The organism is Nocardia sp. NPDC003345 (genome assembly GCF_053589395.1).
This window is the reverse complement of the sequence record NZ_JBSFRU010000026.1, coordinates 1-25,802: the sequence shown is the minus strand read 5'-3', so window position 1 is coordinate 25,802 and position 25,802 is coordinate 1. Positions and strand designations below refer to the sequence as shown.

Here is a 25,802-nt window from a genome sequence, read left to right as displayed (position 1 = left end):
ATCATTCGGGAAGGACGATCCGGGCCGGATGCCGAGTTCAGCCGACGGACTCCCGGAAGCTCACCCCCTCCGCCATCTTCTGCGCGACCTCGGCGAGTTCACCGACGGGGAAGACCTCGTATTCGATGAAGAAACCGAATTTGCTGGGACCGTCCGTGAGGTCCATCGGGTCGTCGGTCTCGACCACCGCGAACCCGCCGGTGCCGTCGAGCCGGCCGACGAGCTGGTGATAGGTCACCCCGGCGGCCGGTTTCCAGCCCGCGTACACATCCAGTGCGCGCCGGATACCCTCCTCGTTCTCCGTGGGCGAGCCGTTCCACCGATAGGTCCAGGAAATCACGTATTTCATCTGTCCTCCCAGGAATGTTCCGGAGCAGCGGATCGCACGCGGCACGACCGGCGATCTCACGGAATTCCTTGTGCGGCAGGGATTCTCCTGATGGATACGTCCTCACGCGGCGTCGCGGAATCCGCTCTCCGACGGATTGTTCTGTGCGGGCGCGGACATCACACCGGTACGCGACGAATGTCAGCGGTGATTCGGATCTTCACTCGCGGGGGCTCGGGTGCGTGGGCTCTCGCGCGCTGGCAGCGGTGCGGTATCCGGCCGACTTGTCTCGACGTGACGCGACACTACGGCCGTCACGCCGGGCTTATTATAGCAATAAGCTATGGTCAGCGGATACGGCAATTCTCGTCGACCGGCCGCGTGATCGACCAGTTCTGCGCGAACCGGCAGGCCGCGATCTTCCAGCGCCCGTCCTCCACGACGTACTCGTCGTCGTAATCACCGGTCATCACCGTCTCGGTCTTCTCCACGAGGTTCACCTGACGGAACTTCAACGTCCAGCGACCGGAGGCGTGGCCGTCGTCGTGAACGGTGATATCGGGATGCACACCGTGATGCATATCGAGGACCACGTTCTTGCCGTCGACCTTCTGCAACGCGATCTTCTCGAACACCGCCGCCATACCGTCGGCGTCGAACGACCCCAGCACCCCGTAGTCGACCGCCGCCCCCGCCTCGATGAAGCAATCACGGAACGCCTTCGGGTCCTTCGCGTCGCAGGCCCGCAGATAGCGGTGTTTCAGTGCCTTGATCTCCTCCACCGCCTCCAGCCGCGCAAGCCGCCGCACCAGGTCGGCGTCGGTGGATCGCGGCGGCGGAGTGGGCGTCATGAGATCTCCTGACGAAGTTCGTCCCGGCCCGGAGGGGCCGGCGGGTGGGTCCATCGTGCACTGTAGAGCCGGACACTCCCGGCGTGGGTGGGGGCAGTGCGCAGGTGCCACGAGATGCGGATGCGCTCATGGTCCGATTCCCGGGCACCCTCACCCGGTAGCTCGTTCAGCTCCCGCTGATACGAGCGATGAAAACGTCCCATCCCTCCGGCGCGAAATTCAACGCGGGACCGGCCGGGTCCTTGGAATCCCGGACACCGACCCGCCCCGAGCCCAGCCAGGCGACTTCGACGCAGTCGTCGTTACCGCCGCTGTACGACGATTTGAACCACGGCCTGCCGGATAGGTCTTCCATCATTGCTCGTATCTCCTTGCTAATTTCCTGATTCGATCCCGGGAAGTTGTTTCGTCGAGTGCTGCTGCGCGAACTGTGTCGTAGAGAATTCCAAATTGCTTCACGTCCTCGGCGTCCTCGAAAGTTATCGAGCCGATCGCTCCCTCGGCGTAGACGACGGAAGGTTCGGTGTCCGGGAAGTCCAGCAGGTTGAAGGGCGGAATCACCTTGCCTGCCGGGAGGCCGGCAGCGAACGGCATGATCCGTACGATCACATTTTCCCGGGTGCCGAGATCCGCGAGCTGCCGACACTGCGCTGCCATGCCCCGTTCGGAGCCGACGAGGCTGTGCAGAACCCCTTCGTGCAGGATGAATTCGAGTCGAGACTTCCAGCGGCGTTGCATAATCCGCGTGCGCCGCTGCATGCGCATCTGGACCCGCTTATCTATCTCGGATGCCGGATCCTCTGGCGCAAACGAGCGGAAGATCGCCTTCGCGTAGTCGGCGGTTTGTAGCAGACCTGGCACAACCAGTGGGTGGTAGATGCGAAATTCGGTCGCATAGGACTCCAGCTCCAGGTAGCAGTCGAAGCGCCCGTGCAGGAGGTGGCGATAGTCTTGCCACCAGACCTTGGTGTTCGATTCCGCCGCAATCGCCATCAGATACTGCGTGCGTTCCTCCGGCAGATCGAAGTAACGGCACAGATATTCGACCTCGCGGACCTTGATCCGCTCGTACTGCCCCAGCTCGATCCGGCTCAGCGTCGCCCGGCTGAACTCGGTATCCCGCGCCACCTGTTCCAGCGTCGAACCCCGCGCGTGGCGGGCGTCGCGCAACGCCCTCCCGAGTTGCCGCCGCGGCAGTGTGGTGCCGCTGAGATCCGCCTTACTCGGCATCGTGCCTCCCCTGTTTCTCAACGAATCGCCCCGGCGTTTCTCAGTACGAGAGCAATCGTAGGCAGGCACTGGGAAACGTGCTGCGACTTCCGATCGATCCCGCAACGGCCTCTCGCCGCCCTACACCGAGTCTGTGACCTGCAGCAACATAGCCGCATGCCCGAGAGATACGGAAGCCGTTGTCGCAAAGACGCTTTCCCGGCGTCACCCGGTGCCGACACCCGCGCACCGATCCGTCACACCGAATGCGACGGGCGGCGGGCGACCTGGCGGCTCGACTCGGAGACCATCCGGATCCTGGACGCACGCGATACCACCGGCGCGTCGGTCGAACTGCCCGGCCGTACCCGCACCGACCTCGCGGAGATGCGGGAGCGGTTTCCCGAGCACACCCCGCTGTGGGATGCGATCCGCCGGGACTTCTGGACCCACGCCGTCGCGCCGGGGTGCACCGGATGACGACCATCCGCTACCCCGACGACGACTCCGTCTCGGAGATCACCCGGCATTTCCTCCCCACCCTGCCCGCCGAATCGCTACCAGTTCTCCTGGGATTCCGCTTCGACGGCGAGACGATCCACTCCGAATGCGCCGAGGTCTACCTCGACGGTGACCGAGGCCCGCGGGAGCCGAATCCCATCCATACAGCGGCGGCGCGGATCCGCGCGGTTCTCGGTGCGGGGATGTTCGGTTTCGGCTTCGTCTTCCCCGTATTCGCCGACCAACTCGATTCCCATGCCGCCAACCGGCATATCCCCCGCCCCGTTCGCACCGCCGCCGCACGACTGGGCGTCCCCTCGGATGTCATCGTGGCAGCGACCATCGACGCCACCGGCCGCCAGTGGTGGGCCGTGCTCCCCCGGCACCTACCCGGACTCGCCCCCGTACTCCTGAGAATCCCCGCCGTAGCGCCCCGGGATTGGCAACTTCCCGATTCCCTCCACGCCTCCCTGTGGACCGCCGCCCTCGCCCTCGACACCGCCAACCACCCGCATCTGATGCGACTCCGGACGGCGCACTCGGTCGAACGGCAGCCCTGATAATCCGCCTCTCAACAGGTTTCGGCACGCCGCCCTTCCAGGCGAGGTCCAGCCAACTGCAGCAATGGCGGGTGAACTCGGTGCACCATTTGTCCATATACGAGGAGGATCGGCGTCTCCGCCCCTGCTGTCGGCTCGCCCCGACGTTACCGACGGCAACGAACCCACGCGACCAAGCTGCGCGGTTACAAACAGTTTCCCTACCGTCACCTCGACCGTGTTCGGATCGGTGCTTGCGTCGAACCTCTATCCGCAGCACCGCGCGCCACCTCTGGTAGGTACAGCGTCATTTGCCCAGGGGCGCTCGAGCCCACCAGTCCCGGAGAATGTCGTCGGCAGTATGGTACGGCCATTTGACCTTGATCAGGTAGCGTGACCGATCCCGATCCGTCATGAACGAGAAGTAGGCGTCGTAGCCGCCGTGCGATTCCCGTGACCTGAAGATCCTTGCCGACTTGCCGCTCACACAGGATGTCGGCCGTGGGTGCGAGGATGGGCGCGGCCGAGGTTCGGGAGCGGGCGAGGGAGGATCATGGGCAAACTGGACGGACAGGTCGCCGTCATCACCGGCGGCGCGCGGGGGCAGGGGCGGGCGCATGCGCTGGCACTGGCGGCCGAGGGCGCGGATATCGTGGTGTGCGATATCGGCGCGCAGGTCGCGAGTGCCCCCTACCCGCTGGGCTCGGAACAGGACCTTGCCGAGACGGTGGAACTGGTCCGCGCCACCGGTCGCCGATGCCTCGCCGTCACCGCCGATGTGCGCAGCCGGGAGCAGATGGACGCCGTCGCCGCGCAGGCGGTCGCCGATTTCGGCCGGATCGATATTCTGCTCGCCAACGCCGGGATCGCCTCCAGTTCGTCGATCGCCGATATGCCGGAACAGACCTGGCAGGACATGATCGATATCAATCTCACCGGCGTCTTCCACAGTTTTCACGCGGTGGTGCCGCATATGGTCGAGCGGGGCCGGGGCCGGATCGTCGCCACCTCCTCCATCGTGGCGCGGATGGGAGCGCGGAGGTCGGGGCATTACGTGGCCGCGAAATGGGGTGTGGTCGGGCTGGTGAAATCGCTGGCGCTGGAGGTGGCCGAGCACGGCATCACCGTGAACGCGGTACTCCCGTCGGGCGTGCAGACGGACATGATCATGAATCCGGCCACCTACCGGGAACTGATGCCCGATATCGAGCACCCCACCGAAGCGGACGCGATGGCGATGTTCGAGGCGGGCGGCGGGTTGATACAGCCCGCCGAGGTATCGGAGATGGTGTTGCTCTTGGTCTCCGAATCCGGCCGCCGGTACAACGGCGAGGCCATCACCATTTCCGGTGGTATGAGCGCGAGCACCACCTGAGGCTCGGCGTCCCCGTCCACGCGATGCACGCGCGAATCCGCCGGGCGACCGGGGAGATCGCTCGGCGGATTCGGTGGCTGCCGGCCGGCGGCGTGGGATCAGAGTTTGCCGCCCCCGCCGATCAGCCACGGGTTGAACGTGCACTGCAGCGGCTGCGACGGATCCAGGGTGTTCAGGATGATCGACAGCACGCGCGGTGAGTACATCAGTGTGAGGTGATCGGACAGGTCTTGTTCGCATCCGTCCTGCAGGGTGATGTTGCGAACGGTCGCGCCCGGTCCGGCCGTGAGGAAGGTCGAATCGTAGGGGGTGGTGATCTCGTCGTAGCGGCTGCCGACCACGGTGTAATCGACGCCGGGCACGGTATCCCCGGCCGCGTTGAGAGTGTTGATGAAATTCGAGCCGACGGTCTGCTGGATACCGGAATGGCCCACGAAGATCTCCACCAGGCCCAGCACGTCGATACCGAGATTGTTGATCGCCCGGCCCAGCGCGCCGATCCCGACCAGGGTGGTGCCGTGATGGGTGGCGCCGAAGGTCATCAGATGGTGGACCTTGTCCGCACCACCTTCGAACTGGATGTACTGCCGCGAGGACACCCCGCCCTGCGAATGGCCGACGATGTTGACCTTTTCGGCGCCGGTCGCGGCGAGCACCCGGTCCACGAATACCGCGATCTGTTTCGCCGAATCCTCGATATAGCCGACGCCGTTGGCGCCCGGGATGGCCGAACCGACGCCGCCACCCTGGATCAGTCCGGCTTTACCGTAGTTGAATGTGAAAACGCAGTGGCCGGCATCGTGGAGCGGCTGGGAGACGAACGCGAAGTTGTTGTAGGCGTTCTCCCACGTCCCGTGGATCAGCACCAGCGGTTCGGGATGTTCGGCGGTCGGTTTGCAGTTCCAGTCGTTGCTGCCCGGGGGCGCGACGTCGGGATTCAAGAGGCCGTGGCCGAAGGCCGCCAGGAATGCCGTCGACGGCGGGCCGAAACCGACAGTGTCCGATGAATGCCCGCCACGCAGTCCGGAACTGGATCCGGAGCCGCCGTAACAGTCGCCGGAACCGTTACCCGATCCGGTGCCGCTGCCCGAATTACAGGCGGAACCGGAGGCACTGCCGCTGTCGACAATCGGCCGGGCCGCCGGATCCTTCAGCCCGGCCGCGATGGTGTCGGCGAGCTGCTGTTCGGTGGGCACCTGCGCGGGCTGGGCGCCGACGCCCGCCCCCGATAGCCCGATCGCCAGGACCGCCGCGGCCGACACGGCGGCGCCGCGCAGCGATCGGCGGATCGTCGTACGCCTCATCAGATGCCTCTCTGCACAAGAATTACGGACCATTCCGGGCGGCGGCGAACGCGGCGCCGGAATCTCCGAAGACGCTAGGTCCGAATGGCATCGAAAAGCGCTGCGGAAGGGCGGTTTCCGGGAATATCACGAAAGGTCGGGTGGTTCTTCGAGAATCTCCATAAATGGGTTTCCGGGAACTTTTCCAACATCATTCGTGACAGTTCACGAGCGCGGATGTTCCGAATTCCATCCGCGCACAGAAAGTTGCGTATCGAGGCGCCGGAGGCACCTCGTGACCGGGCCGGTTACCTCACCGCGAGCTCATAGGAGGTGCTGCGGCCGCCCGAGCCCGATCGTTCGAGAACCCCGAGGCCGACGAGCTCGTTGATATCGCGTAATGCGGTGTCCTGCGAGCATTTGGTGATGGTGGCCCACTTCCCGGTGGTGAGCTTGCCGGTGAATCCATCGAACAGCCGATTCACCATGGCTATCTGGCGCTCGTTCATCCGGACCGGCGTATGGTCCCGCCAGAACCGGGCCTTCAGCAGAACCTTGTCAACCGTCTCGTCGGCGTACACGATCGCCCGACGAAGTGCCTCGAGGAACCAGATGAGCCACTCGGTCACATCGAGTGTCCCTTTCTGCGTCAGCTCCAGCATCCGGTAGTAGGCCGCCCGGTCACGCTGGATCTGCGCCGAAAGACTGTAGAACCGCCGGGAACTGTGATCGGCGCGGGCCAGCCACAGATCACCGAGGGCACGCGCGATACGCCCGTTGCCGTCGTCGAAGGGATGCACGGTGACGAACCACAAATGCGCCAGGCCCGCTTTGATGATCGCGGGTTCGGCGGCTGGGCGGTTCACCCATTCCAGAAACTCGGTCATCTCGGTATTCAGCCGCGCCGCCGGAGGCGCCTCGAAATGGACGCGCTCCCGGCCATAACCACCGGAAACGACCTGCATGGGTCCGGACCCGTCGGCGCGCCAGGTACCGATATCGATGCGAGTGCGACCGGAGTAGCCAGTCGGAAACAGGGCGGCATGCCAGCCGAAGAGCCGGTCGGCGGTGATTGGCAGATCGTGGTGAATCGTGGCATCGAGGACCATCTCGACGACACCGTCCACGTGCCGATCAGCCGGCGCGAGCGCGCCGATTTCCACGCCCAGATGACGCGCGAGGGAAGAACGGACCGAGTCCGCGTCGAGTAGTTCACCCTCGATCTGGCTGGTCTTGATCACATCTTGGGTCAACACCGTCAAACTTGTCTCGTCCTGCACGGTGCCGGCCGCTTCCGCGAGACGACCGAGGAGGTATCCCTGCCGTTGGGCCACCTCGGCGAGCCGCGTGGCCAACCGAGCCGCGTCGTACTCGAACGCCGGCCAGTCGGCCTGCTGCCAGATGTATTTGCGGTAATCGGCCGCCATGCGGCGATACTACCCCTATTCACCGCAAAATCTGCGGCGAATAGGGCGGCTCAGATTCCGAGGACCAGTTTCGCGGTGGTGAAGTAGATGATCAGGCCGGTGGCGTCGACCAGGGTGGTGACCATCGGCGCCGATACCACCGCTGGATCGATGCGCAGGCGCTTGGCCAGCAGCGGCATGGTGCCGCCGATGGTCGCGGCCCACGCGCAGATCAGCACCAGCGTGATCCCGACGACCACCGCGACCCGCGGCCCCACGAACAACCCGCCGATCACGACGCCGACGACGGCCAGCATGGTGCCCAGCACCAGACCCACCCGGCATTCGCGCCAGATCACCTTGAACAGGTCGCCGCCGCGGACTTCGCCCACCGCCACCGCGCGCACACAGGCCGTCGCGGCCTGCGCTCCGGCATTGCCGCCCGCGCCGATCAGCAGCGGGATGAACAGCGCGAGCTGCGCCGCCTGTTCGAGGGTCGCCTCGAAGAAGCCGGTCACACTCACCGTCAGGGTGGCGGCCACCAGCAGCAGCATCAGCCACAGCGCGCGGTAGCGGGCCAGCTGGAACACCCCGGCGGCCATGTAGTGGCCCTCCCAGGGCGCCGAACCGGCCTGTTTGGCGACGTCCTCGCTGTCGGCGGCCTCGATCACCTCGACGGCGTCGTCGATGGTGAGCAACCCCACCAGCCGGTCCTCGCTGTCGACCACCGGCATGTTGATGTCGTTGGTCTCGCGCATGAGCCGCGCGGCCTTCTCCGCCGAATCGGTGGCCCGCACGAAAGCGGGTTCGGTGACCACCAGATCCGCGACCATCGTGTCCGGACCGCTGAGCACCAGTTCCCGCAGGTCGACGATGCCGCGCAACCGGCGGCCCACATCCACCACGGGCAGCGTGTAGACGGTTTCGGCGTTGCCGCCCTTGATCCGGACGGTGCGCAGGGCCTCGGCGACGGTCAGCGTGCCCGGGATCGCGACCACTGCCGGGGTCATGTACCGGCCGACCGATCCCTCGGGGTAGCCGAGCAGGGCGGCGGTCATCCGCCGCTCGCGCGGACTCAGCCCGGCCAGCGCCTTCTTGGCCACCTTGGCGGGAGCTTCACGCAGCATCCGGGCGCGATCGTCGGGAGCCATGCGCTCGACGAGTTCACGGAAACTCTGGTCCCGCAGGCCCTGCAGGATCTGCTGCTGATCGACGGGTTCGAGCTCCTCGAACACCGCCAGCGCCAGATCCTTGTCCAGCAGGCGGAACGCCACCCCGGCCTCGACCGCGTCCATACGGGCGAGTTCGTCGGCGATGACATGCGGCGGATGGGTGTCCAGCCAGCGCAGCGCGGCGTCGACGCGATGGCGTTCGACCACGTCCTGGAGGGATTCCGACAGCGTCGTCGGCGCTTCGATGAGTTCGATCTGCGACATGAGAAGTCCTCGGCACAGCAGTGAGTAGCGAGTGATTCGAAGGAAGTCACACCGCGAGGCACCGAGCCGGACCGCGCCGCAGGCAGAAAACCGCTAGCGGGTATGCGGGCGGACGGCGCCGCGCGGTTTTCGACTGGGAGGTTCGCTGCGCATTGCAACACCACCTCCCTCTCAGATCGCCGTCCGTGCGCGCGGAAGCACGCCCGAAATCCGCATTGAACAGTCTATGAATGCGAACGCATCCTCGGCCAGCTTACATCCCGTTCGCGGAAAGTCCGCATCGAAACGTTCGTCACACGGCGTTTCAGATTCCCGGGCGTGTCCGTGCTCGGTGTGACGGGACCGGGAAGGCCGGGTTGCGGCGGTGCCACTCGGCGGCCGGTCCCCTCGCCCGTTAGCCTGACCGGGTCGCGGCCGGTGGTGTCCGGCTGCCGGGTTACAAGGGGGATCGTGTTCCGACGTCTCGTAGTTCTCTGCCTGCTGATGGGCGCTCTCGCCGGCTGCGGCGGCGGCAACGGCGGTATGTCGCCGGAGCCCGCGTCCACCCTCGACGAGTTCTGGCTGACCGCGCCCGCCTCCGAGGCCGGCCGGCTGGACTTGCTGCGGCGGGCCCGCGATATCGACCCGTGCGCCCTGCTTCCCCGGGATACGCTCGCCGGCCTCGGCACGGTGCTGCGGATCCACAACACCGCACCCAGTTCGTGCACGGCCACCCTGAATTCCGACGAGACCGGTGAACGTACCGAGTTCGACCTCGGCGTGCTCGTCCGCAAACCCGGTGTCGCCTCCCATACCGAGGATGTCCCGGTCCGGACGGTCGACGGTGTGGCCGTGTCGTCCGTACGCGATCTGGATCACCTCCTCGACGGGCAGCGGGAAGACCAGCTGGTCGAGCGGAGTTGCACCGTGACCGCGGGTTTCGGCTCGCAGTTGTCGTTCATGCTGTTCGTCTCGAGCCCACTGGGCGCCGAACCCTGTCCGCTCGGTGAGCAGGTGATCGCGGCCGCGCTCACCGAAATGCGGAATCCACCGGCCCGCGGCACCTCACCGGATACCGCGCGCACAGTCGTCGACGACGCCGAACCCTGTGCCGCGGCCACGGCCCTGGGCGTGACCGTCCCGGCCGACGGCGAATCCATGTGGGCGTGCGATTTCGACTACCGCGGGGATCAGATCTCGGTGTCCTACGCCTACGACCAGGAGCAGATGACCACCGGCGCACCGGCATTCACCGTCGGCACCCACCCCGTATACCGGCTCAGCGAACCCGGCGAGGATTTCGCGATGGTCCTGGGCCGGATCGGCCCGCCCATCCAGACCAGCGAAGACGTGGATTTCATGGGGCCGCGGCTGCCGACCGTCACGGTCACCGGAAAAGACGGCGCGGCCGTCGACGAGGTGGTACGGCAGTCGCTTTCCGGTTTTCCCGCGTAGCGGCGGGCGGTCGCCTACCCGGTGCGCGGTGCCCTGCCGGACCGGTCCGGCGGCGCCACAACAGCCGTCGCGAGCGGAACCGCCAGGCAGAGGCTGAACCGCGCCACCGCCGCCGAGATCCGTCCGCCGGGCAGCAGCGAGTTCACCCGGACCTCGACCGGCTCACTGAGCGTCACATCGACCGTGGTGCCGTCGGGGCCGGCCAGGAACAGGCGGTCTCCGTCGAGCACGGTGGCCGTGTGGTTGTAGCGGCGCCGCTCGGCGACCGCGGTGATCCTGTCCAGCGGCACCGTCGCGACCCGGCGACCGGCCCGGCGCAGCACCAGGGTGTGCTCGGTGACGTAGTGCGGGTACGAGATATCGGCCGCGAACATCGCGAGCAGTAGCAGCAGCGACCACCCGGACACAACCGCCAGGGTGATGCTCAGCCAGGCCCACGGGATCAGCAGGTGCAGCACACCCACTTCGACGAGCGTCGCGGCGCCGAAGGCCATCGGCAGCGCGAGTGTGCCGCGAGCCGCCGGCAACGGCCGGTACCCGGTGCCGTCGATATCGGTTCCGCCACGCGCCCACAACCACAACGCGCGGTAGGCCCGGGCGTGCCGCCGCACGCCTCGCGGCAGCGCGGTCGTCACGGCGCCGGCTCCGCGGTGAGGAGTTCGAAGGCCCGCCGCACGACCGCCCGCTGCGTCGGATCCGGCAGTAGCGACTCCTCGGAGAGGACTCCACTGTCCTCCGGGACCGCCGAGACCGCGGCGAGTACGGTCTCGATTCCTGACCGTCGCAGCAAGTTCGCGAGGTCCCCCGCCAGCCGGTCGATCTCGGCCCGGCACGCCTCGACGGGGCGGCCCGCCACGTGTTCCCAGCCGCGCAGGATACGGCGGTAGCCGGTCCTGGCCTCCCGGTCGATGAGGGCGCCGGAGAACCAGGTGAACAGCGCGTCGGGAGCGGTGCCGGAGATCGCCATCACCTCGAGTAGATCGCGTTCCCGGTCCAGCGCCTCGCTTTCGGCCCGATCGGCCTCCGCCCGGGCCCGGTCGAACGCGTCGCACACCTCGGCGGGCAGAGCCGAGGGCACCCGTCCCTGTTCGGTGGCCGCGAGCATCCGCCCCAAGCGTTCCTTCCTGCGGGTCAGCCGGGTGATGGTCTGCGCGAGGTCGTCGTGCAGGGCGGTGAGGTCGGCGCGGAGACCGTCGGCGCCGGGCCGGTCGTTTTCCTCGGCCAGGACCGTGGCCACCGAACCCAGCGGAAGCCCGTTGTCGGCGAGCCAGCGGATGCGCATCAGCCGGGCGAGTTCGGCGATCCCGTAGCTTCGGTACCCGTTCTCGAGGCGGTTCGGCTCCGGTAGCAGGCCGAGGCGGTGATAGTGGCGAACGGCGCGGGGCGTGGTTCCAGCGGCCGCGGCGACCTCGCTGATCTTCATGGTCGCCAGTGTCGGCTATGACGCTGTGTCAAGGTCAAGGCAGGAAGACGGTCCAGGCCGGGCGCCGGGTCAGCCGGGCAGGATCTCGGCGGTGGCGAGCCAGCCCTCCCGGGCGCTGGGGTGACGCGGCGCCCAGTCGGTCGCCGCCCGGAAACGGGCGTTCGATACCCGTAGCGAGCGGGTCAGCGAGGTGAGCCGGTCGCCGAGCAGACCGGCCGCGCGGCCCGGTCCGCGCAGCCACAGACGGCGGCCGGCGGCGCGGGCGAGGGCGTCGGTGTAGTCGCGGGTGGTCAGCGGTTCGTCGTCCACCACGTTGTAGGTGCCGGGTGCCACCACCGACGCCGCGACCACGGCCCGACCGGCATCGGCGACGTGGATCGAGGACATGAAACCGTCCGGGCTCCCCAGTGTCACACCGATCCCCCGCCGGGCCAGCGCGAGCATCTGTTCGCTGTGGCGGGCGCCGGGGCCGTAGAAGATCCCGAACCGCAGCACCACCGCCTCTCCCCCGGCCGCACCGAACCGGGCGGCATTCGCCTCGGCGGCGAAATTGCTCCGGGCCAGCGGAAAGTGATCCACCGGAGCGGATTCGGTGATCCATTCCGCGCCCTGATCGGTATAGAACATCACCACCGATTCCTGCACGACCCGGCCGACACCGGCGGCGAGCGCGGCATCGACCACCGCCGCGGAACCCTCCGTCCGGACGTACTCGTTGCGCCGCATGGCGCGCCTGCTCGCGAATTTGCTCATCGGCGGGATGGCCGTCGCGAGATTGACCACCGCATCGTGACCCGCGAGCGCCGAGGTCAGGGCGGCGCGGTCGAACAGCGAGATCCGGGCGGGGGTGGCCCCGGCCGCCACCAATTCGGCGGCCTTCTCATCGGAGCGGGCCAGCGCCGTGACCGAATGTCCCACGCCGACCAGCGCCGGGATCGTATGGGCGCCCAGAGCGCCGGTTCCACCGGTGACGAACACGCGCATGGTGCCAACCTACGCCGCCGGGCGGTGGACGCAGGCCGGAATTCGGCGCGGGGAGCGCACAACCGTTGCCGGGGCGGCGCCGGGCCGACAGAGTGGAGAGGCAGAGATCTGTTCCGGCCCGCCCGGGCCCGACATCTGAGGAGAATGCTGTGCGCTTCGGAATCTTCGTCCCGCAGGGGTGGCGCCTGGACCTGGTCGGTATCGAGCCCTCCGCCCAGTGGGACGTGATGCGCGGTCTCGCGGAGCGCACCGACGCGAACCCGGTGTGGGAGTCGCTGTGGGTCTACGACCACTTCCACACCGTCCCGGAGCCCAGCGACGAGGCCACCCATGAGGCGTGGACGCTGATGTCGGCGTTCGCCGCCACCACCTCGCGGGTGCGGCTGGGTCAGATGTGTACCGCGATCAGCTACCGCAACCCGGCCTATCTCGCGAAGGTCGCGGCGACCGTGGACCTGATCTCCGGCGGCCGCACCGAGATGGGTATCGGCGGCGGCTGGTACGAACACGAATGGCGCGCCTACGGGTACGGCTTCCCCACCGCGGGCGAGCGGCTGGGCCGGCTCGACGAGGGCGTGCAGATCTTCCGCCAGGCCTGGCAGACCGGCACCGCCACCCTGGACGGCCGCTACTACCGGGTCGACGGCGCGATCGTGCGCCCGCTGCCCGCGCAGGAGGGCGGCCTGCCGCTGTGGATCGCGGGCGGCGGCGAGAAGAAAACCCTGCGTATCGCCGCGAAATACGCGAACTACACCAACTTCGCCGGTAACAGCCCCGACGAGTTCACCCACAAATCCGAGATCCTGCGCGCCCACTGCGCCGATGTCGGCACCGATTTCGACACCATCGTCCGCAGCTCGAACTTCAATGTCGCGATCGGCGCCACCGAGGCCGAGGTCGAGCAGCGCAAAGCCGAGCACGCCGCCCGCCTGACTCCCGTCCTCGGTGCGGAGAAGGCCCGCGGCTACGTCGACAACCTGAACAACGGCGGCGCGGCGGTCGGTACCCCGGAACAGATCGTGGAGAAGCTGTCCGCCGTCCGCGACCGCGGCCTCGGCTACGCCATCTTCAACTTCCCGGAAGCGGCCTACGACACCAGCGCCATCGAACTCTTCGAGCGCGAGGTGCTCCCGGCGCTGTCCTGATCAGGCCGGCGGGCCCTCGGTGCACCGGGGGCCCGCCGCACCGGCATCCGCCGCCGGGCTCTCAGAGCATGCAGCTCACGCAGCCCTCGACCTCGGTACCCTCCAGCGCCATCTGCCGCAGGCGGATGTAGTAGAGGGTTTTGATGCCCTTGCGCCAGGCGTAGATCTGGGCGCGGTTGAGGTCGCGGGTGGTGGCGGTGTCCTTGAAGAACAGCGTCAGCGACAGGCCCTGGTCCACGTGCTGGGTGGCCGCGGCGTAGGTGTCGATGATCTTCTCGTAGCCGATCTCGTACGCGTCCTGGTAATAGTCCAGGTTGTCGTTGGTCATGTACGGGGCCGGATAGTAGACGCGGCCGATCTTGCCTTCCTTGCGGATCTCGATCTTCGACGCCACCGGGTGGATGGAGCTGGTGGAGTGGTTGATGTAGGAGATCGACCCGGTCGGCGGGACGGCCTGCAGGTTCTGGTTGTAGAGGCCGTGCTCCATGACCGCGGCCTTCAGCTGCCGCCAGTCGTCCTGGGCGGGGATATGGATACCGGCGTCGGCGAACAGCCGCGCGATCCGTTCGGTCTTCGGCTCCCACACCTGATCGGTGTACTTGTCGAAGTATTCGCCGCTGGCGTACTTCGATTCCGGGAACCCTCCGAACGAGGTCCCCCGCTCACGGGCGATCAGGTTCGACGCGCGCAGGGCGTGGAAGACCACCGTGTAGAAGTAGATGTTCGTGAAGTCCAGGCCCTCCTCGGATCCGTAGTGGATCCGCTCCCGCGCCAGATAGCCGTGCAGGTTCATCTGACCGAGCCCGATGGCGTGCGAGGAGTTGTTGCCCTGTTCGATCGAGGGCACCGAGTAGATATGGGTCTGATCCGAGACGGCGGTGAGCGCCCGGATGGAGACCTCGATGGTGCGCGCGAAATCCGGGGAGTCCATCGCCTTGGCGATATTCAGCGACCCCAGGTTGCAGGAGATGTCCTTACCCACGTGCGAGTAGGTGAGGTCGTCGTTGTAGATCGACGGGGTGGAGACCTGCAGGATCTCCGAGCACAGGTTCGAATGGGTGATCTTGCCGGCGATGGGGTTGGCCCGGTTCACCGTGTCCTCGAACATGATGTAGGGGTAGCCGGATTCGAACTGCAGCTCGGCGATGGTCTGGAAGAACTCGCGCGCCTTGATCTTGGACTTGCGGATCCGCTTGTCGTCGACCATCTCGTAGTACTTCTCGGTGACGTCGACATCGGCGAACGGCTTACCGTAGATCCGTTCCACGTCGTACGGCGAGAAGAGGTACATATCCTCGTTCTTCTTCGCCAGTTCGAAGGTGATGTCGGGGATCACCACACCCAGCGACAGCGTTTTGATGCGGATCTTCTCGTCCGCGTTCTCCCGCTTGGTATCGAGGAAACGGTAGATATCGGGGTGGTGGGCGTGCAGGTACACCGCGCCCGCGCCTTGGCGCGCACCGAGCTGGTTGGCGTAGGAGAAGGAATCCTCGAGCAGCTTCATGATCGGGATGACGCCGGAGGACTGGTTCTCGATCTTCTTGATCGGCGCGCCGTGCTCACGAATATTGCTGAGCAGCAGCGCGACCCCGCCGCCGCGCTTGGACAGCTGCAGCGCCGAGTTGATGGAGCGCCCGATGGACTCCATGTTGTCCTCTATGCGAAGAAGAAAACAACTAACGGGCTCACCGCGCTGCTTTTTCCCGGAGTTGAGGAAGGTCGGGGTGGCCGGCTGGAAGCGGCCGTCGATGATCTCCTCGACCAGCTTGCCCGCGAGCACCTCGTCACCGGCCGCCAGCGTCAGCGCGACCATGCAGACCCGATCCTCGAAACGCTCCAGATAGCGCTTCCCGTCGAAGGTCTTGAGGGTGTAGGAGGTGTAGTACTTGAACGCGCCGAGGAAGGTGGGGAACCGGAACTTCTTGGCGTAGGCCTGCTGGAACAGCTTCTTCACGAAGGCCCGGCTGTACTGCTCGAGTACCTCGGGCTCGTAGTAGTTCTCCTCGACGAGGTAGTCGAGCTTCTCGTCGAGGTTGTGGAAGAAGACGGTGTTCTGGTTGACGTGCTGCAGGAAGTACTGGTGCGCGGCCTCCCGATCCTTGTCGAACTGGATCTCGCCGTCCGGACCGTACAGGTTCAGCATCGCGTTGAGGGCGTGGTAGTCCAAGACCTCACCGGGGTCGCCGGCGCGCTGCGGGGGCTGCTCCAGGCGGGCCGTCATACCTGCTGGTGCTGTCGTTGTTGCTGCCAAAACAATCCCAATCCCTCTCGGACGCGGGCGACGTCCTCGGCGGTTCCCATGAGTTCGAAGCGGTACAGGTAGGGCACCCCGCATTTACGCGAGATCACATCACCTGCGAAGCAGAAGGTGTCACCGAAATTCGTGTTCCCCGCCGCGATCACGCCGCGCAGCAGGGCGCGGTTGTGTGGATCGTTGAGGAACTTGGCGACCTGACGCGGTACGAATTCCTTGTCCGAGCGCGTGGAGCCCAAGACGTGCCGACCGCCCCCGTAGGTGGGGACGATCAGCACGTAGGGATCGTCGACACGCAGCGAATCGGTGGTGTGCAGGGGGATCCGGAGAGCCGGGATATCCAGCTTCTCGACGAAACGGTGGGTGTTCTCCGAAGCGCTGGAGAAGTAGACCAGCGTCTGCGATTCGGACATCTCACCTCCCCTGGTTCCCGACGGACTCGCCGCCGCGGCGCCGGGTCGGACTGTTATCGCACCCCGAGCACGGGCCGATGTGGCTCAGGCGGCGACGGTGGCCAGTGCTTTGATGCGGTCCGGACGGAAGCCGGACCAGTGCTCGTCACCGGAGACGACGACGGGGGCCTGCAGGTAGCCGAGCGCCATCACGTAGTCGCGGGCTTCGGCGTCCTCGGAGATATCGACGACACTGTATTCCACCCCGGCCTTGTCGAGGGCCTTGTAGGTGGCATTGCACTGGACGCAAGCGGGCTTGGTGTACACGGTGATCATTCGAGTCCCTCTCTCCTGTGCCAATGTGCGGTGTTCGCGGCCCTCTGTGGTGACGGACCGCCGCCTGCGAGCCGAACCCACCGCGCACCCGATTCCGCCCTGCGGTCACGGTGTGTACGACGCGGTGTCGGCACGATCGGATGATCCTGCGCAAACTCCGAAGACCAGCCCTGAAACCCCACGTCCGGACCGGTTCCACCCGTCGCCGGAGGACTTCTCGTCCGACCGCCTTCGGGTACCGATGACACTACACCTAGTGGCCGACATTCCGAAACAACACGAGATGTTGCGAGTCACAACGGTGTGATTTCACGGCTGTAAGCCGCAGGACAGCAACTCGACACGCCGTATTCACCGTGGCCCAAGTCACAAATCGACGAGGTCAGTTCTTTTTCAGCAAACCCAGGAGACACGTCCGTCACACCAGTCGCCGGAGCCCCGGCAGACCCTCGGGCACCGCCCGGAACAGGGTACGAGATCGGCGTGCGACGCGCCCGCCACCTCCGCCGACCGGATAACGGGCATACACGCGCAAAGGCCGCCCGGTCCGGAGACGGGCGGCCCTGTGCGGGATCGTCGGTCAGGCGTCGACGAGCTCCCCGCTGGCCGCGTCGGCCAGAACCTTCAGGGCGCCGGTGAGTTCGCCCAGCGCCTCCGCGTCGTCGCTCGGATGGCTCGCCACGAAACGCTCGCCCCAGGCGGCGTAGTGCAGATGCGCCTCTTCGACGATGCGGCCGCCCGCGATACCGACCGACTTCACCGTGTCCGCGTGCGCCCACTTGGCGGCGTTGGGGCTGATGGAACCACTCACGACGGCCACCGGCTTACCGCCGATCGCGCCGGCGCCGTAGGGGCGGGACAGCCAATCGATGGCGTTCTTGAGCACGGCGGGCAGCGTGCCGTTGTATTCCGGGGTGACCACGAGCAGGCCGTCGCTCGCCGCGACCGCGTCGCGCAGGGCCTGCGCGGCGGCGGGAACCGAGCCCTCGACGTCGATATCCTCGTTGTAGAACGGAATCTCACCGATACCCTCGTAGAGGGCGGCTTCGGTACCGGCGGGCACGGTGGCGATCGCCGCCTCGGCAAGCCGCCGGCTGATCGAGGCCTGGCGAAGGCTTCCGACGAGTACGACGATACGGGTCTGGCTCATGTTCACTCCTGCGGTACTAGTTGTGTGACGATCCCACTGCCCAGATCAACCGGACCACGGTCCGCTACATTCCCCGGAGGCCAGCGCACCGCCGTGAACTACGACACACCCCGCCAGGCGGACCCCTGGCACCCGGGCGATCCCCTCACCCCCGCCATGCCATCACAGGTGCGCCGGGCGGAACGCATCGGCCCCGCGCTACCCGGTACCGGCGAACCGGCCGAACGCGCCGACGCCGCGCGCAACCGCCGGCGGCTGCTCGATGCCGCCCAGGAACTCGTGCGCGCGCACGGCGTGGACGCCCTCACCATGGACGCGCTCGCCAAACGGGCCGGCGTCGGCAAGGGCACCGTCTTCCGCCGGTTCGGCAATCGCACCGGCCTGATGTACGCACTGCTGGATCATTCCGAGACCCAGGCCCAGGAGGCCTTCATCTTCGGCCCGCCACCGCTGGGGCCGGGCGCACCACCGGTGGAGCGGCTCGTGGCGTTCGGCCGGGCCCGGCTGCTCGATATCGAAGTGGAGGGCGAACTGCACCGGGCCGCCGAACTCGGGGCCGAACGGCACTACCGCAGCGAACCGTATCTGGTGCTGAAAACTCATGTGACGATGCTGCTCCGGAACGCGGAGACCCCCGGCGACACCGCGTTGCTGGCCGACGCGCTGCTGGCCACTCTCGGCGCCGGACTCGTCCTGCACCAGATCCGGACCCTCGGCTACACCCGGGAACAGATCGGCGACAACTGGGAAGCCCTGGTTCGCCGGGTCGCCGGAACACACGCGCAGTAGAGTTGTCCGGCATGGGAAACGTGCGTGATCAGATCATCGCCGAGCTGGGTGTGCTGCCGAGTGTCGAACCCAAGGACGAGGTACGGCGCCGGGTCGATTTCCTGAAGGACTATCTGCGCGCCACGCCCGCAAAGGGTTTCGTACTGGGTATCAGCGGTGGCCAGGACAGCGCGCTCACCGGCCGGCTGTGCCAGCTCGCGGCCGAGGAGGTGCGCGCCGAGGGTGGCGAGGCCCGTTTCGTGGCCGTGCGCCTCCCCTACGGTGTCCAGGCCGACGAGGCGGACGCGCGGGTCGCCATGACCTTCGTGGCACCCGACGAATCCGTGGTGGTGAATGTCCGGCCGGGTGCCAACGCGGTCGCCGCCGAGGTGGCGTCCGCGCTCTCGGTCGGCAAACTGCGCGACTTCGTGCGCGGCAACATCAAGGCCCGTGAGCGCATGGTCATCCAGTACGCCATCGCCGGCCAGGAGAACCTGCTGGTGGTGGGCACCGATCACGCCGCCGAGGCGGTCACCGGGTTCTTCACCAAATACGGCGACGGCGGCGTGGACCTGACCCCGCTCACCGGCCTGACCAAACGCCAGGGCGCGGCCCTGCTGCAGGAACTGGGTGCGCCCTCGCGACTGTGGTCCAAGGTGCCCACGGCCGATCTGGAGGACGATCGCCCGGCCCTGCCCGACGAGGAGGCCCTGGGCCTGCGCTACGGCGAGATCGACGACTATCTCGAGGGCAAGGACGTCACCGACGAGGTGGCGCAGCGGATCGAATCGATCTACCGCACCACCCGGCACAAGCGCACCGTCCCGGTCACTCCGCTCGACGACTGGTGGCGCTGACCTTCCCGGTCAGCACACCGGGCCGCCGGGGTTGCGGGCCACGGCCCGCGCCAGTTCGGTGAGCAGATCGAGATCCGGGCCGGTGGCGTGCCGGAAACGTAGACAGCCCTTGCCCATATCCTGGCCGGCCAGGCGCTGTGCGAACTCCGCGCGGATATCGTCGCGCATGAGATAGAACGAGATGTACTGGCGCTGAACCGCGAACGCGATCTCGTCCCGGCCGTCGTACCGGTAGACCGGCATCCCGTGGGCCATCACCTCGGCGTAACCGTCCAGTTCCGTCCGGCACACCTCGCGGACCGCGGCGGCCGCCGGGCGGCGCTCCTCGGGCAGCTCGGCCAGGTACGCATCGACATCGGGCGCCGTGCTCTTCACCACGGGCCCACTCTACCGCCGCCGGACACCCCGGCCGGGCGACCGACGGGGGCCGGGTCGGCCGCATCCGGCCGGGGCAGAGCGAAAGCCGCCCCGGGGTCGCGCGGGACGTGAAGCCGTGCCGCGCGCTACGGCCCGGGCGCCGGACCCGGGGGCGTGCCTGTCACCGATTCGACCTCTGCCAGCCGCCGGCGCAGGTAACGACGCGCGGGGTCGTTACCCGCCACGGCGATCGCGACCCGGTACTCCCGCGCCGCGTCGGCGTATCCGCCCGCCCGACGGTAGAGATCGGCGCGCGCGGCGGCCACCAGCCGGCCGGTCGCCGCCGGACTCGCGACCGGGACCGCGTCCAGCGCCGCCAGCCCCCGTTCCGGCCCATCGCGCATCCCCACTGCGACCGCCCGGTTGACCGCCGCCGCCGGTGACGGCGCGTAACCGATCAGCTCGTCGTAGGCCGCCACGATCGAGTGCCAATCGGTCGCCGCCCACTCCGGCGCGACCGCGTGGGCGGCGGCGATCCGGGCCTGCGCCAGATACGGTCCCCCACCCTCGGCGGCGATCAGCAGACAATCCAGGCCGGCGCGAATGGCCCCGCGATCCCAGGCGCCGCGATCCTGTTCGTCCAGGGGAACGAGCTCACCGCCGGCCGTGCGCCGGCCGGCGCGGCGGCTGTCGGTCAGCAGCATCAGCGCGAGCAGCGCGTAGGCCTCGGATCGCACCGCTCGTTGCTCGACCGGCAGCAGATCGCAGAGCAGGCGACCGACCCGGATCGCCTCGTCGCACAGTTCGTCGCGCACCGCGTCCGGCCCCGAGCTCGCGAAGTAACCCTCGGTGAACAGCAGATAGATCACCGCGAGCACCGTGGGCGTCCGCTCCGGGAGCAGATCACCGGGCGGTACCCGCAGCGGTATCCGGGCGTCGCGGATCTTGGCCTTGGCCCGGCTGATCCGCTGCGCCACCGTGGCCTCCGGCTGCAGGAAGGCCCGCGCGATCTCCGCGGTGCGCAGCCCGCAGACGAAGCGCAGGGTCAACGCCACCCGCGCGGGCGCCGCGAGGGCGGGATGGCAGCAGGTGAAGATCATCCGCAACCGGTCGTCGGGCAGCGCGGGATCCTCGGGTTCGGCGGGCCCCGGAGTCTCCCGCACGGCCGCGTGCTCCTTTCCGGTACGCGCCGATTCCCGGCGCAACCCGTCCAGTGCGCGACGCCGGGCGGCGGTGGTGATCCAGGCACCCGGGTTGGCCGGAATCCCGTCGCGCCGCCACGTCCGCATCGCGGTGGCGAACGCCTCCTGCACCGCGTCCTCGGCCGCGCCGATATCACCGGTGAGCCGGGCGAGGGTGGCGACGGCGCGACCGAATTCGGCGCGGTACACGCCGTCCAGCCGGGCCGTCGTCGGATCGCTCACGCGCCGAGATCGACCACCCTCCGCAGCTCTGTCCCGCCCTTCGGGCCGACCGGGATCAGGGCCGCGATCTCGGTGGCGGCGGGCCGGTCCGCCGCGGTGAACAGGTACAGCCCGCCCACCACCTCCGCGGTTTCGGTGAACGGACCGTCGGTGATCAACGGGGTTTCCCGCGACCCCCGGACCGTGGTGGCCGTGGTGGCCGGCTCCAGGGCGCCACCGCCGCGGATCGCCGAGCCCACCCGCGCCCCGAACCGCTCGTGCTCGGCCACGGCCGAATCCCATTCCGGTGTGCCCGGGGCGGCCATCGCGTCCGCCTGCTCCCACAGCAGCGCCAGCCACCAATCCGGGCCGGGTTCGCCGTGCGGCAGCCACTGCGCCAGCGGCCGCAACTCGACCGCGCCCGTTTCGACCGCCGGCAGCTCCCGGGCGAGTTCGAGCGCCGCGTCCAGGTCGGGCACGTCGAAGACATAGAACCCGCCGACCACCTCCGCGTGTTCGGCGAACGGACCGTCGGTGACCAGCGTGCCGTCACCGTCGCGGCGCAGGGTGACGGCCGAATCCGAGGGGTACAGCGCCGCGCCCCCGGCGATCACTTCGGCCACCCGGGCGTCGAATGCCGCGTACCGCGCCACTTCGGCGTCGAACTCCGGCGTTCCCGGTTGTGCGACGGCCTCGTCTTCGCGGCCGGTGAGCAGAGCCAGGTAGTACATGACGTCATCCTTCCTCGTCGGAGAGGAGTCCGGTACCCCTCTCACCACGACGACGTGCGGAGACGTCGATTCTCGACAGCTCGCCGGAAAATTTCGGGAACCGCGGGAACCGGGCCCGGCCGGGAGTTCAGCCGCCGGCGAAGGGCGGCATGACATCGACCCGCGGGGTCAGGGCCGCGGTCGTGTCCCGGGTCAGTTCGTCACCCATCAGGTAGGCGCAGACGCCGAGCATCTTGTCCAGATCCGGGCCGTAGGTGGCGGCCAGCAGGGTGCGCAGATCGGCGACGGTGGCACCGGCCGGCAGATCCAGCGTTTCCGCGTTCTTGCCGACCGCGTCGGCGATCGCGGCGAAATAGCGGACCTCAACCACCGATGGCTCCCATCGTGCGTTCCGGTGGGACGAAGTCCGCGGCGTCGATACCGTGACCCGCCCATTTCTGCCACATGGCCCCGCGCCACAGCTGCGCCAGTTCCGCGTCACCGGCACCGGAGCGCAGCGTCGCGCGCAGATCGAACTCCTGATCGCTGAACAGGCAAGATCGCAGCATACCGTCGGCGGTGAGCCGGGTCCGGTCGCAGGTATCGCAGAAACTGCGGGTCACCGAGGCGATGATGCCGACGGTGGCTGGTCCGCCGTCCACCAGCCAGGTCTCGGCGGGCGCCGACGGATCGTCGCGGCCGATCGCGGTGAGCGAATAGCGGGCGCCGAGAACGTCGAGCAGTTCCGCGGCGGTCACCATGTTCTCGCGGGCCCATTCGTGGTCGGCGTCCAGCGGCATCTCCTCGATGAACCGCAGTTCGCAGCCTTCGTCCAGGCACCAGCGCAGCAGATCGGGGGCACCGGCGAGGGTCTGCCGCATCAGGACCGCGTTCACCTTCACCGGCGCCAGCCCGGCGGCGCCGGCGGCACGAATCCCCGACAGCACCGAATCCAGCCGATCGCGGCGGGTCAGGCGGGCGAAACCGGCACGGTCCACGGTGTCCAGGGAGATATTCACCCGGGAGAGTCCGGCGGCGGCCAATCCCGCCGCGCGATGGCGCAGGCCGATACCGTTGGACGTCATGGCCAGCGGTACTTCGGGCGCCGCGGCGTGGCAGCCGGCCACGATCTCCTCCAGATCGCGGCGCATGAGCGGCTCACCGCCGGTGAACCGCACCTCACCGATACCGAGTTCGTGCACGGCCAGCGAGACCAGGCGCACGATCTCGGACGCGCTGAGCAGCTCGTCGGGCGGGATGGCGGGCAGCCCTTCCTCGGGCATGCAGTAGGTGCAGCGCAGCGAGCACTTCTCGGTGATGGAAACCCGGAGATCCCGCGCTGTGCGACCGTAGCGGTCCACCAGCAGGGGTGTATCCGGACGTCCGTCGAACGAGGGGCGCCCGGACCGCACTGTGGGTATCCCCATGTCGACCAGTGTCACACCCCCCATTATGAACGCCCGGCCGCCGCCCGGACCGGCCGTCCGCCCGATCGGCCCCATCGTGCCCGGTCCCGGCTCCGACACGCCCACCCCCCGAAGCCACCCGGCGGCAAAACACCACCCCGGCAGCAACGACGGCCGAACTCCCCCGAACCGGCGTGTGAACGAAGCAGAACCATACGAATACACATGGTCACAGCGAAGCCACAGGTACACCCAGGCCACAAACACCGGTCCGGCAACAACCACGGCCGGACCACACCGAAGGGGCGTGTGAACAAACTGGACACATATGGATGCGCACGGCCGCAGCGAAGGCGAAGGTACGCCCATCCGGCAACAACGACGGCCGGACCACACCGAAGGGGCGTGTGAACGAAGCAGACACATATGGATGCGCACGGCCGCAGCGAAGGCGGAGGTACGCCTAGGCTGAATCCATGATTTCTCGGCCCGCCCCCGCCCAGGTCCGGTCGGCGGATGACTACCGCGACACGATCGAGCAGCTGCTGCGCCCGCTGGCCGCCCGCCCGGTCGAGACCGTACCGGTCTCCGACGCGGTCGGCCGTCTGCTGGCCGAGGATATGCGCGCGCCCATCGATCTGCCCGTTTTCCGGAATTCGGCGATGGACGGTTACGCGGTTCGGGCGGCGGATGTGGCGATCACCCCGGTGGACCTGCCGGTGACCGGCGTGGTGGCCGCCGGGGATACCGGGGCGCCGCTCACCGCCGGGACCGCGCGCAAGGTGATGACCGGCGCGCCACTGCCCGACGGCGCGGAGTGCGTGGTCCCGGTGGAGGATACGACCGCCGACGGCCGGACCGTGCGCGTCACGCGGGGCCGCTCCGCGGGCGAGTTCGTTCGCGAACCCGGTAGCGATGTGCGGGCCGGCGCGGAACTGGTGCCCGCCGGGACCCTGCTCGCGCCCCGGCATATCGCCGCCCTCGCGGCGGTGGGCCTGGCCGCGATCCCGGTTTTCGCCCCCATCCGGGCCGCGCTGATCGGCACCGGGAACGAACTCGTGGCACCCGGCGGGCGGCTGCGGCCGGGGCAGATCTACAACTCCAACGGCATCGCGCTGGCGGCCGCCCTCGGTGCCAACGGGGTCCGGGTGACCGCGGTCGAGCACAGCTCCGACGATCCGGGCGAGTTCCGGCGGCTGTTGCGCGCGCTGGCCGCGGACGCCGATCTGGTGATCACCACGGGCGGGGTGTCCAAGGGCGATTTCGAGGTCGTGCGCGAGGTGCTGATCCCGTTGGGCGGCGAGTTCGGCCCGGTCGCGATGCAGCCGGGCGGTCCCCAGGGCCTGACCGTCGTCGACGGGGTGCCCGTGCTCAGCTTCCCGGGCAATCCGGTGAGCGCGGTGGTGTCGTTCGAGGTGCTCGCCCGGCCGATCCTGCGGCGGCTCTCGGGGCTGGGCCCGGTTCCCGAATACGAGTTGCCGCTGCTCGGCGCGGTGCGCCGCTCACCGGCCGGGCGCCGTCAGTTCCTGCGCGGCAAACTGGTGTGGAAGGGCGCGCGGCCGCACGCGGTGGAGGTGGTCTCCGGGCCCGGATCACATCTGGTGGCGAGTATGGCGGCGGCCGATGTGCTGATCGATATCCCGGCCGACAGAACCGAGATGCCGCCCGGGACGGCTGTGCGAGTGTGGACACTATGAGCGAGTTGTCGCATGTGGATTCGACGGGCCGGGCCCGCATGGTGGATGTCAGCGCCAAGGCGGATACCGCCCGGGTCGCGGTGGCGGCCGGGGAGCTGCGGACCACCCCCGAGGTGATCGCGCTGGTGCGCGCCGACGATATGCCCAAGGCCGATGTGCTGGCCACCGCCCGGCTCGCCGGTATCGCGGGGGCGAAGAAGACCTCCGAACTGATCCCCTTGTGCCATCAGCTCGCCTTGTCGTCGGTGAAGGTCGATTTCGGTTTCACCGCGACCGCCATCACCATCGAGGCCGCCGCCAAGACCACCGGCCCCACCGGGGTCGAGATGGAAGCGCTGACCGCGGTCGCGGTCGCGGGGCTGACCTTGCACGACATGGTGAAGGCGGTCGATCCGGCGGCCGTACTCGGCGATATCCGGCTGCTCACCAAGGAAGGCGGTAAGCGGGGACACTGGACCCGCCCGGCCGGCGAGACGCCCGTGGCGGAGACCGCCGACGCACCCGGGACGTCCACCGGGCCGGCCGAGGCGTCGGTCACCGGAACCGCCGCGGTACCGG

General features: G+C 68.1%; 28 protein-coding genes. 9 read left to right on the top strand and 19 right to left on the bottom strand.

What is annotated here, in order from left to right:
- Positions 1–37 precede the first annotated feature (37 nt).
- The 4 genes from ACWDU1_RS05590 to ACWDU1_RS05575 all read right to left on the bottom strand — a co-directional run bounded on the left by ACWDU1_RS05590 (position 38) and on the right by ACWDU1_RS05575 (position 2,409).
- Entirely contained in the window at positions 38–349 is a 312-nt protein-coding gene (locus tag ACWDU1_RS05590; RefSeq protein ID WP_449996087.1) for a DUF3303 domain-containing protein, read from the bottom strand.
- 326 nt (positions 350–675) lie between these two features.
- A complete protein-coding gene (locus ACWDU1_RS05585; protein WP_449996086.1) occupies positions 676–1,179 on the bottom strand; it encodes a nuclear transport factor 2 family protein in 504 nt (167 codons plus the stop codon).
- Positions 1,180–1,345: 166 nt separating this feature from the next.
- The gene (locus ACWDU1_RS05580; protein ID WP_449996085.1) at positions 1,346–1,537 is read right to left on the bottom strand and encodes a DUF397 domain-containing protein; all 192 of its coding nucleotides are present in this window, start codon (positions 1,535–1,537) and stop codon (positions 1,346–1,348) included.
- Positions 1,534–2,409 (bottom strand): helix-turn-helix domain-containing protein, encoded by an 876-nt coding sequence (locus tag ACWDU1_RS05575; protein ID WP_449996084.1) that lies wholly within the window; start codon positions 2,407–2,409, stop codon positions 1,534–1,536. The genes ACWDU1_RS05580 and ACWDU1_RS05575 overlap by 4 nt, the downstream gene beginning before the upstream one ends.
- A 156-nt stretch (positions 2,410–2,565) precedes the next feature.
- Here ACWDU1_RS05575 and ACWDU1_RS05570 point away from each other — a divergent pair, with 156 nt between their 5' ends.
- The 3 genes from ACWDU1_RS05570 to ACWDU1_RS05560 all read left to right on the top strand — a co-directional run bounded on the left by ACWDU1_RS05570 (position 2,566) and on the right by ACWDU1_RS05560 (position 4,803).
- Positions 2,566–2,868, top strand: a complete 303-nt coding sequence (locus tag ACWDU1_RS05570) for a hypothetical protein (protein WP_449996083.1) — start codon at positions 2,566–2,568, stop codon at positions 2,866–2,868.
- Positions 2,865–3,449 (top strand): hypothetical protein, encoded by a 585-nt coding sequence (locus ACWDU1_RS05565; RefSeq protein WP_449996082.1) that lies wholly within the window; start codon positions 2,865–2,867, stop codon positions 3,447–3,449. The genes ACWDU1_RS05570 and ACWDU1_RS05565 overlap by 4 nt, the downstream gene beginning before the upstream one ends.
- Positions 3,450–3,981: 532 nt before the next feature.
- On the top strand, positions 3,982–4,803 hold the full coding sequence (locus ACWDU1_RS05560) for a mycofactocin-coupled SDR family oxidoreductase (protein WP_449996081.1): 822 nt from the start codon (positions 3,982–3,984) through the stop codon (positions 4,801–4,803).
- A gap of 98 nt (positions 4,804–4,901) precedes the next feature.
- On the opposite strand, the gene ACWDU1_RS05555 is transcribed toward ACWDU1_RS05560, so the two are convergent.
- The 3 genes from ACWDU1_RS05555 to mgtE form a co-directional block, all read right to left on the bottom strand.
- A complete protein-coding gene (locus ACWDU1_RS05555) occupies positions 4,902–6,107 on the bottom strand; it encodes an esterase/lipase family protein (RefSeq protein ID WP_449996080.1) in 1,206 nt (401 codons plus the stop codon).
- Positions 6,108–6,394: 287 nt separating this feature from the next.
- On the bottom strand, positions 6,395–7,513 hold the full coding sequence (locus ACWDU1_RS05550) for a Fic family protein (RefSeq protein WP_449996079.1): 1,119 nt from the start codon (positions 7,511–7,513) through the stop codon (positions 6,395–6,397).
- A gap of 50 nt (positions 7,514–7,563) precedes the next feature.
- Complete coding sequence (mgtE, locus tag ACWDU1_RS05545; RefSeq protein WP_449996078.1) at positions 7,564–8,928, bottom strand: magnesium transporter; 1,365 nt, start codon at positions 8,926–8,928, stop codon at positions 7,564–7,566.
- A 450-nt stretch (positions 8,929–9,378) separates the two neighbouring features.
- Between mgtE and ACWDU1_RS05540 the strand changes: the two genes are divergently transcribed.
- On the top strand, positions 9,379–10,362 hold the full coding sequence (locus tag ACWDU1_RS05540) for a hypothetical protein (RefSeq protein WP_449996077.1): 984 nt from the start codon (positions 9,379–9,381) through the stop codon (positions 10,360–10,362).
- A gap of 14 nt (positions 10,363–10,376) precedes the next feature.
- On the opposite strand, the gene ACWDU1_RS05535 is transcribed toward ACWDU1_RS05540, so the two are convergent.
- From ACWDU1_RS05535 to ACWDU1_RS05525, 3 genes are all read right to left on the bottom strand, one after another.
- Positions 10,377–10,997 carry a hypothetical protein gene (locus ACWDU1_RS05535; protein ID WP_449996076.1) on the bottom strand — a complete coding sequence of 207 codons (621 nt, stop codon included), beginning with the start codon at positions 10,995–10,997 and terminating at the stop codon, positions 10,377–10,379.
- On the bottom strand, positions 10,994–11,785 hold the full coding sequence (locus tag ACWDU1_RS05530) for a MerR family transcriptional regulator (RefSeq protein ID WP_449996075.1): 792 nt from the start codon (positions 11,783–11,785) through the stop codon (positions 10,994–10,996). The genes ACWDU1_RS05535 and ACWDU1_RS05530 overlap by 4 nt, the downstream gene beginning before the upstream one ends.
- A 69-nt stretch (positions 11,786–11,854) precedes the next feature.
- Positions 11,855–12,769: an NAD-dependent epimerase/dehydratase family protein gene (locus ACWDU1_RS05525; RefSeq protein WP_449996074.1), complete on the bottom strand. Its 915-nt coding sequence runs from the start codon at positions 12,767–12,769 to the stop codon at positions 11,855–11,857.
- 149 nt (positions 12,770–12,918) lie between these two features.
- Between ACWDU1_RS05525 and ACWDU1_RS05520 the strand changes: the two genes are divergently transcribed.
- Positions 12,919–13,914 (top strand): LLM class F420-dependent oxidoreductase, encoded by a 996-nt coding sequence (locus tag ACWDU1_RS05520; RefSeq protein WP_449996073.1) that lies wholly within the window; start codon positions 12,919–12,921, stop codon positions 13,912–13,914.
- A gap of 61 nt (positions 13,915–13,975) precedes the next feature.
- Here ACWDU1_RS05520 and nrdE read toward each other — a convergent pair whose 3' ends face one another.
- The 4 genes from nrdE to ACWDU1_RS05500 form a co-directional block, all read right to left on the bottom strand.
- Complete coding sequence (gene nrdE / locus ACWDU1_RS05515; protein ID WP_449996072.1) at positions 13,976–16,135, bottom strand: class 1b ribonucleoside-diphosphate reductase subunit alpha; 2,160 nt, start codon at positions 16,133–16,135, stop codon at positions 13,976–13,978.
- Complete coding sequence (gene nrdI, locus ACWDU1_RS05510; protein WP_449996071.1) at positions 16,132–16,581, bottom strand: class Ib ribonucleoside-diphosphate reductase assembly flavoprotein NrdI; 450 nt, start codon at positions 16,579–16,581, stop codon at positions 16,132–16,134. Before nrdI ends, nrdE begins: the two co-directional genes overlap by 4 nt.
- Before the next feature lie 84 nt (positions 16,582–16,665).
- Positions 16,666–16,896 (bottom strand): glutaredoxin-like protein NrdH, encoded by a 231-nt coding sequence (gene nrdH, locus ACWDU1_RS05505; RefSeq protein WP_449996070.1) that lies wholly within the window; start codon positions 16,894–16,896, stop codon positions 16,666–16,668.
- A gap of 580 nt (positions 16,897–17,476) precedes the next feature.
- Positions 17,477–18,046 (bottom strand): NAD(P)H-dependent oxidoreductase, encoded by a 570-nt coding sequence (locus ACWDU1_RS05500; protein WP_449996069.1) that lies wholly within the window; start codon positions 18,044–18,046, stop codon positions 17,477–17,479.
- A gap of 156 nt (positions 18,047–18,202) precedes the next feature.
- On the opposite strand from ACWDU1_RS05500, the gene ACWDU1_RS05495 reads away from it, so the two are divergent.
- Together ACWDU1_RS05495 and nadE are read left to right on the top strand one after the other, a co-directional pair.
- Complete coding sequence (locus ACWDU1_RS05495; RefSeq protein WP_449996098.1) at positions 18,203–18,835, top strand: TetR/AcrR family transcriptional regulator; 633 nt, start codon at positions 18,203–18,205, stop codon at positions 18,833–18,835.
- Positions 18,836–18,846: 11 nt separating this feature from the next.
- Positions 18,847–19,671, top strand: coding sequence for an ammonia-dependent NAD(+) synthetase (gene nadE, locus ACWDU1_RS05490; protein WP_449996068.1), 825 nt, complete (start codon positions 18,847–18,849; stop codon positions 19,669–19,671).
- Positions 19,672–19,680: 9 nt separating this feature from the next.
- Here the strand turns inward: nadE and ACWDU1_RS05485 are convergent, their stop codons facing one another.
- The 5 genes from ACWDU1_RS05485 to moaA form a co-directional block, all read right to left on the bottom strand.
- Positions 19,681–20,049 (bottom strand): iron chaperone, encoded by a 369-nt coding sequence (locus tag ACWDU1_RS05485; RefSeq protein WP_449996067.1) that lies wholly within the window; start codon positions 20,047–20,049, stop codon positions 19,681–19,683.
- A 125-nt stretch (positions 20,050–20,174) separates the two neighbouring features.
- The gene (locus tag ACWDU1_RS05480; RefSeq protein ID WP_449996066.1) at positions 20,175–21,452 is read right to left on the bottom strand and encodes an RNA polymerase sigma factor; all 1,278 of its coding nucleotides are present in this window, start codon (positions 21,450–21,452) and stop codon (positions 20,175–20,177) included.
- Positions 21,449–22,162 carry a YciI family protein gene (locus ACWDU1_RS05475; RefSeq protein ID WP_449996065.1) on the bottom strand — a complete coding sequence of 238 codons (714 nt, stop codon included), beginning with the start codon at positions 22,160–22,162 and terminating at the stop codon, positions 21,449–21,451. Before ACWDU1_RS05475 ends, ACWDU1_RS05480 begins: the two co-directional genes overlap by 4 nt.
- Before the next feature lie 127 nt (positions 22,163–22,289).
- Positions 22,290–22,532: a MoaD/ThiS family protein gene (locus ACWDU1_RS05470; protein WP_449996064.1), complete on the bottom strand. Its 243-nt coding sequence runs from the start codon at positions 22,530–22,532 to the stop codon at positions 22,290–22,292.
- A complete protein-coding gene (gene moaA / locus ACWDU1_RS05465) occupies positions 22,525–23,583 on the bottom strand; it encodes a GTP 3',8-cyclase MoaA (RefSeq protein ID WP_449996063.1) in 1,059 nt (352 codons plus the stop codon). The genes ACWDU1_RS05470 and moaA overlap by 8 nt, the downstream gene beginning before the upstream one ends.
- Positions 23,584–24,023: 440 nt before the next feature.
- Here moaA and ACWDU1_RS05460 point away from each other — a divergent pair, with 440 nt between their 5' ends.
- Positions 24,024–25,244 carry a molybdopterin molybdotransferase MoeA gene (locus tag ACWDU1_RS05460; RefSeq protein WP_449996062.1) on the top strand — a complete coding sequence of 407 codons (1,221 nt, stop codon included), beginning with the start codon at positions 24,024–24,026 and terminating at the stop codon, positions 25,242–25,244.
- Positions 25,241–25,802, top strand: a 562-nt coding sequence (gene moaC / locus ACWDU1_RS05455; RefSeq protein ID WP_449996061.1) for a cyclic pyranopterin monophosphate synthase MoaC, incomplete at its 3' end; no start/stop codon positions are given. The genes ACWDU1_RS05460 and moaC, both read left to right, overlap by 4 nt.

Excerpts from the sequence above, each read along its gene's own strand:
- ACWDU1_RS05560 (WP_449996081.1), top strand. The coding sequence starts at position 3,982 with ATGGGCAAACTGGACGGACAGGTCGCCGTCATCACCGGCGGCGCGCGG.
- ACWDU1_RS05565 (WP_449996082.1), top strand. The coding sequence starts at position 2,865 with ATGACGACCATCCGCTACCCCGACGACGACTCCGTCTCGGAGATCACC.
- nrdH (WP_449996070.1), bottom strand. The coding sequence starts at position 16,896 with ATGATCACCGTGTACACCAAGCCCGCTTGCGTCCAGTGCAATGCCACC.
- ACWDU1_RS05475 (WP_449996065.1), bottom strand. The coding sequence starts at position 22,162 with ATGTACTACCTGGCTCTGCTCACCGGCCGCGAAGACGAGGCCGTCGCA.
- ACWDU1_RS05590 (WP_449996087.1), bottom strand. The coding sequence starts at position 349 with ATGAAATACGTGATTTCCTGGACCTATCGGTGGAACGGCTCGCCCACG.
- ACWDU1_RS05570 (WP_449996083.1), top strand. The coding sequence starts at position 2,566 with ATGCCCGAGAGATACGGAAGCCGTTGTCGCAAAGACGCTTTCCCGGCG.
- nadE (WP_449996068.1), top strand. The coding sequence starts at position 18,847 with ATGGGAAACGTGCGTGATCAGATCATCGCCGAGCTGGGTGTGCTGCCG.
- ACWDU1_RS05530 (WP_449996075.1), bottom strand. The coding sequence starts at position 11,785 with ATGAAGATCAGCGAGGTCGCCGCGGCCGCTGGAACCACGCCCCGCGCC.
- ACWDU1_RS05495 (WP_449996098.1), top strand. The coding sequence starts at position 18,203 with ATGCCATCACAGGTGCGCCGGGCGGAACGCATCGGCCCCGCGCTACCC.
- ACWDU1_RS05555 (WP_449996080.1), bottom strand. The coding sequence starts at position 6,107 with ATGAGGCGTACGACGATCCGCCGATCGCTGCGCGGCGCCGCCGTGTCG.
- ACWDU1_RS05525 (WP_449996074.1), bottom strand. The coding sequence starts at position 12,769 with ATGCGCGTGTTCGTCACCGGTGGAACCGGCGCTCTGGGCGCCCATACG.
- ACWDU1_RS05550 (WP_449996079.1), bottom strand. The coding sequence starts at position 7,513 with ATGGCGGCCGATTACCGCAAATACATCTGGCAGCAGGCCGACTGGCCG.
- nrdE (WP_449996072.1), bottom strand. The coding sequence starts at position 16,135 with ATGACGGCCCGCCTGGAGCAGCCCCCGCAGCGCGCCGGCGACCCCGGT.
- ACWDU1_RS05580 (WP_449996085.1), bottom strand. The coding sequence starts at position 1,537 with ATGATGGAAGACCTATCCGGCAGGCCGTGGTTCAAATCGTCGTACAGC.
- ACWDU1_RS05585 (WP_449996086.1), bottom strand. The coding sequence starts at position 1,179 with ATGACGCCCACTCCGCCGCCGCGATCCACCGACGCCGACCTGGTGCGG.
- ACWDU1_RS05460 (WP_449996062.1), top strand. The coding sequence starts at position 24,024 with ATGATTTCTCGGCCCGCCCCCGCCCAGGTCCGGTCGGCGGATGACTAC.
- mgtE (WP_449996078.1), bottom strand. The coding sequence starts at position 8,928 with ATGTCGCAGATCGAACTCATCGAAGCGCCGACGACGCTGTCGGAATCC.
- ACWDU1_RS05575 (WP_449996084.1), bottom strand. The coding sequence starts at position 2,409 with ATGCCGAGTAAGGCGGATCTCAGCGGCACCACACTGCCGCGGCGGCAA.
- ACWDU1_RS05500 (WP_449996069.1), bottom strand. The coding sequence starts at position 18,046 with ATGAGCCAGACCCGTATCGTCGTACTCGTCGGAAGCCTTCGCCAGGCC.
- nrdI (WP_449996071.1), bottom strand. The coding sequence starts at position 16,581 with ATGTCCGAATCGCAGACGCTGGTCTACTTCTCCAGCGCTTCGGAGAAC.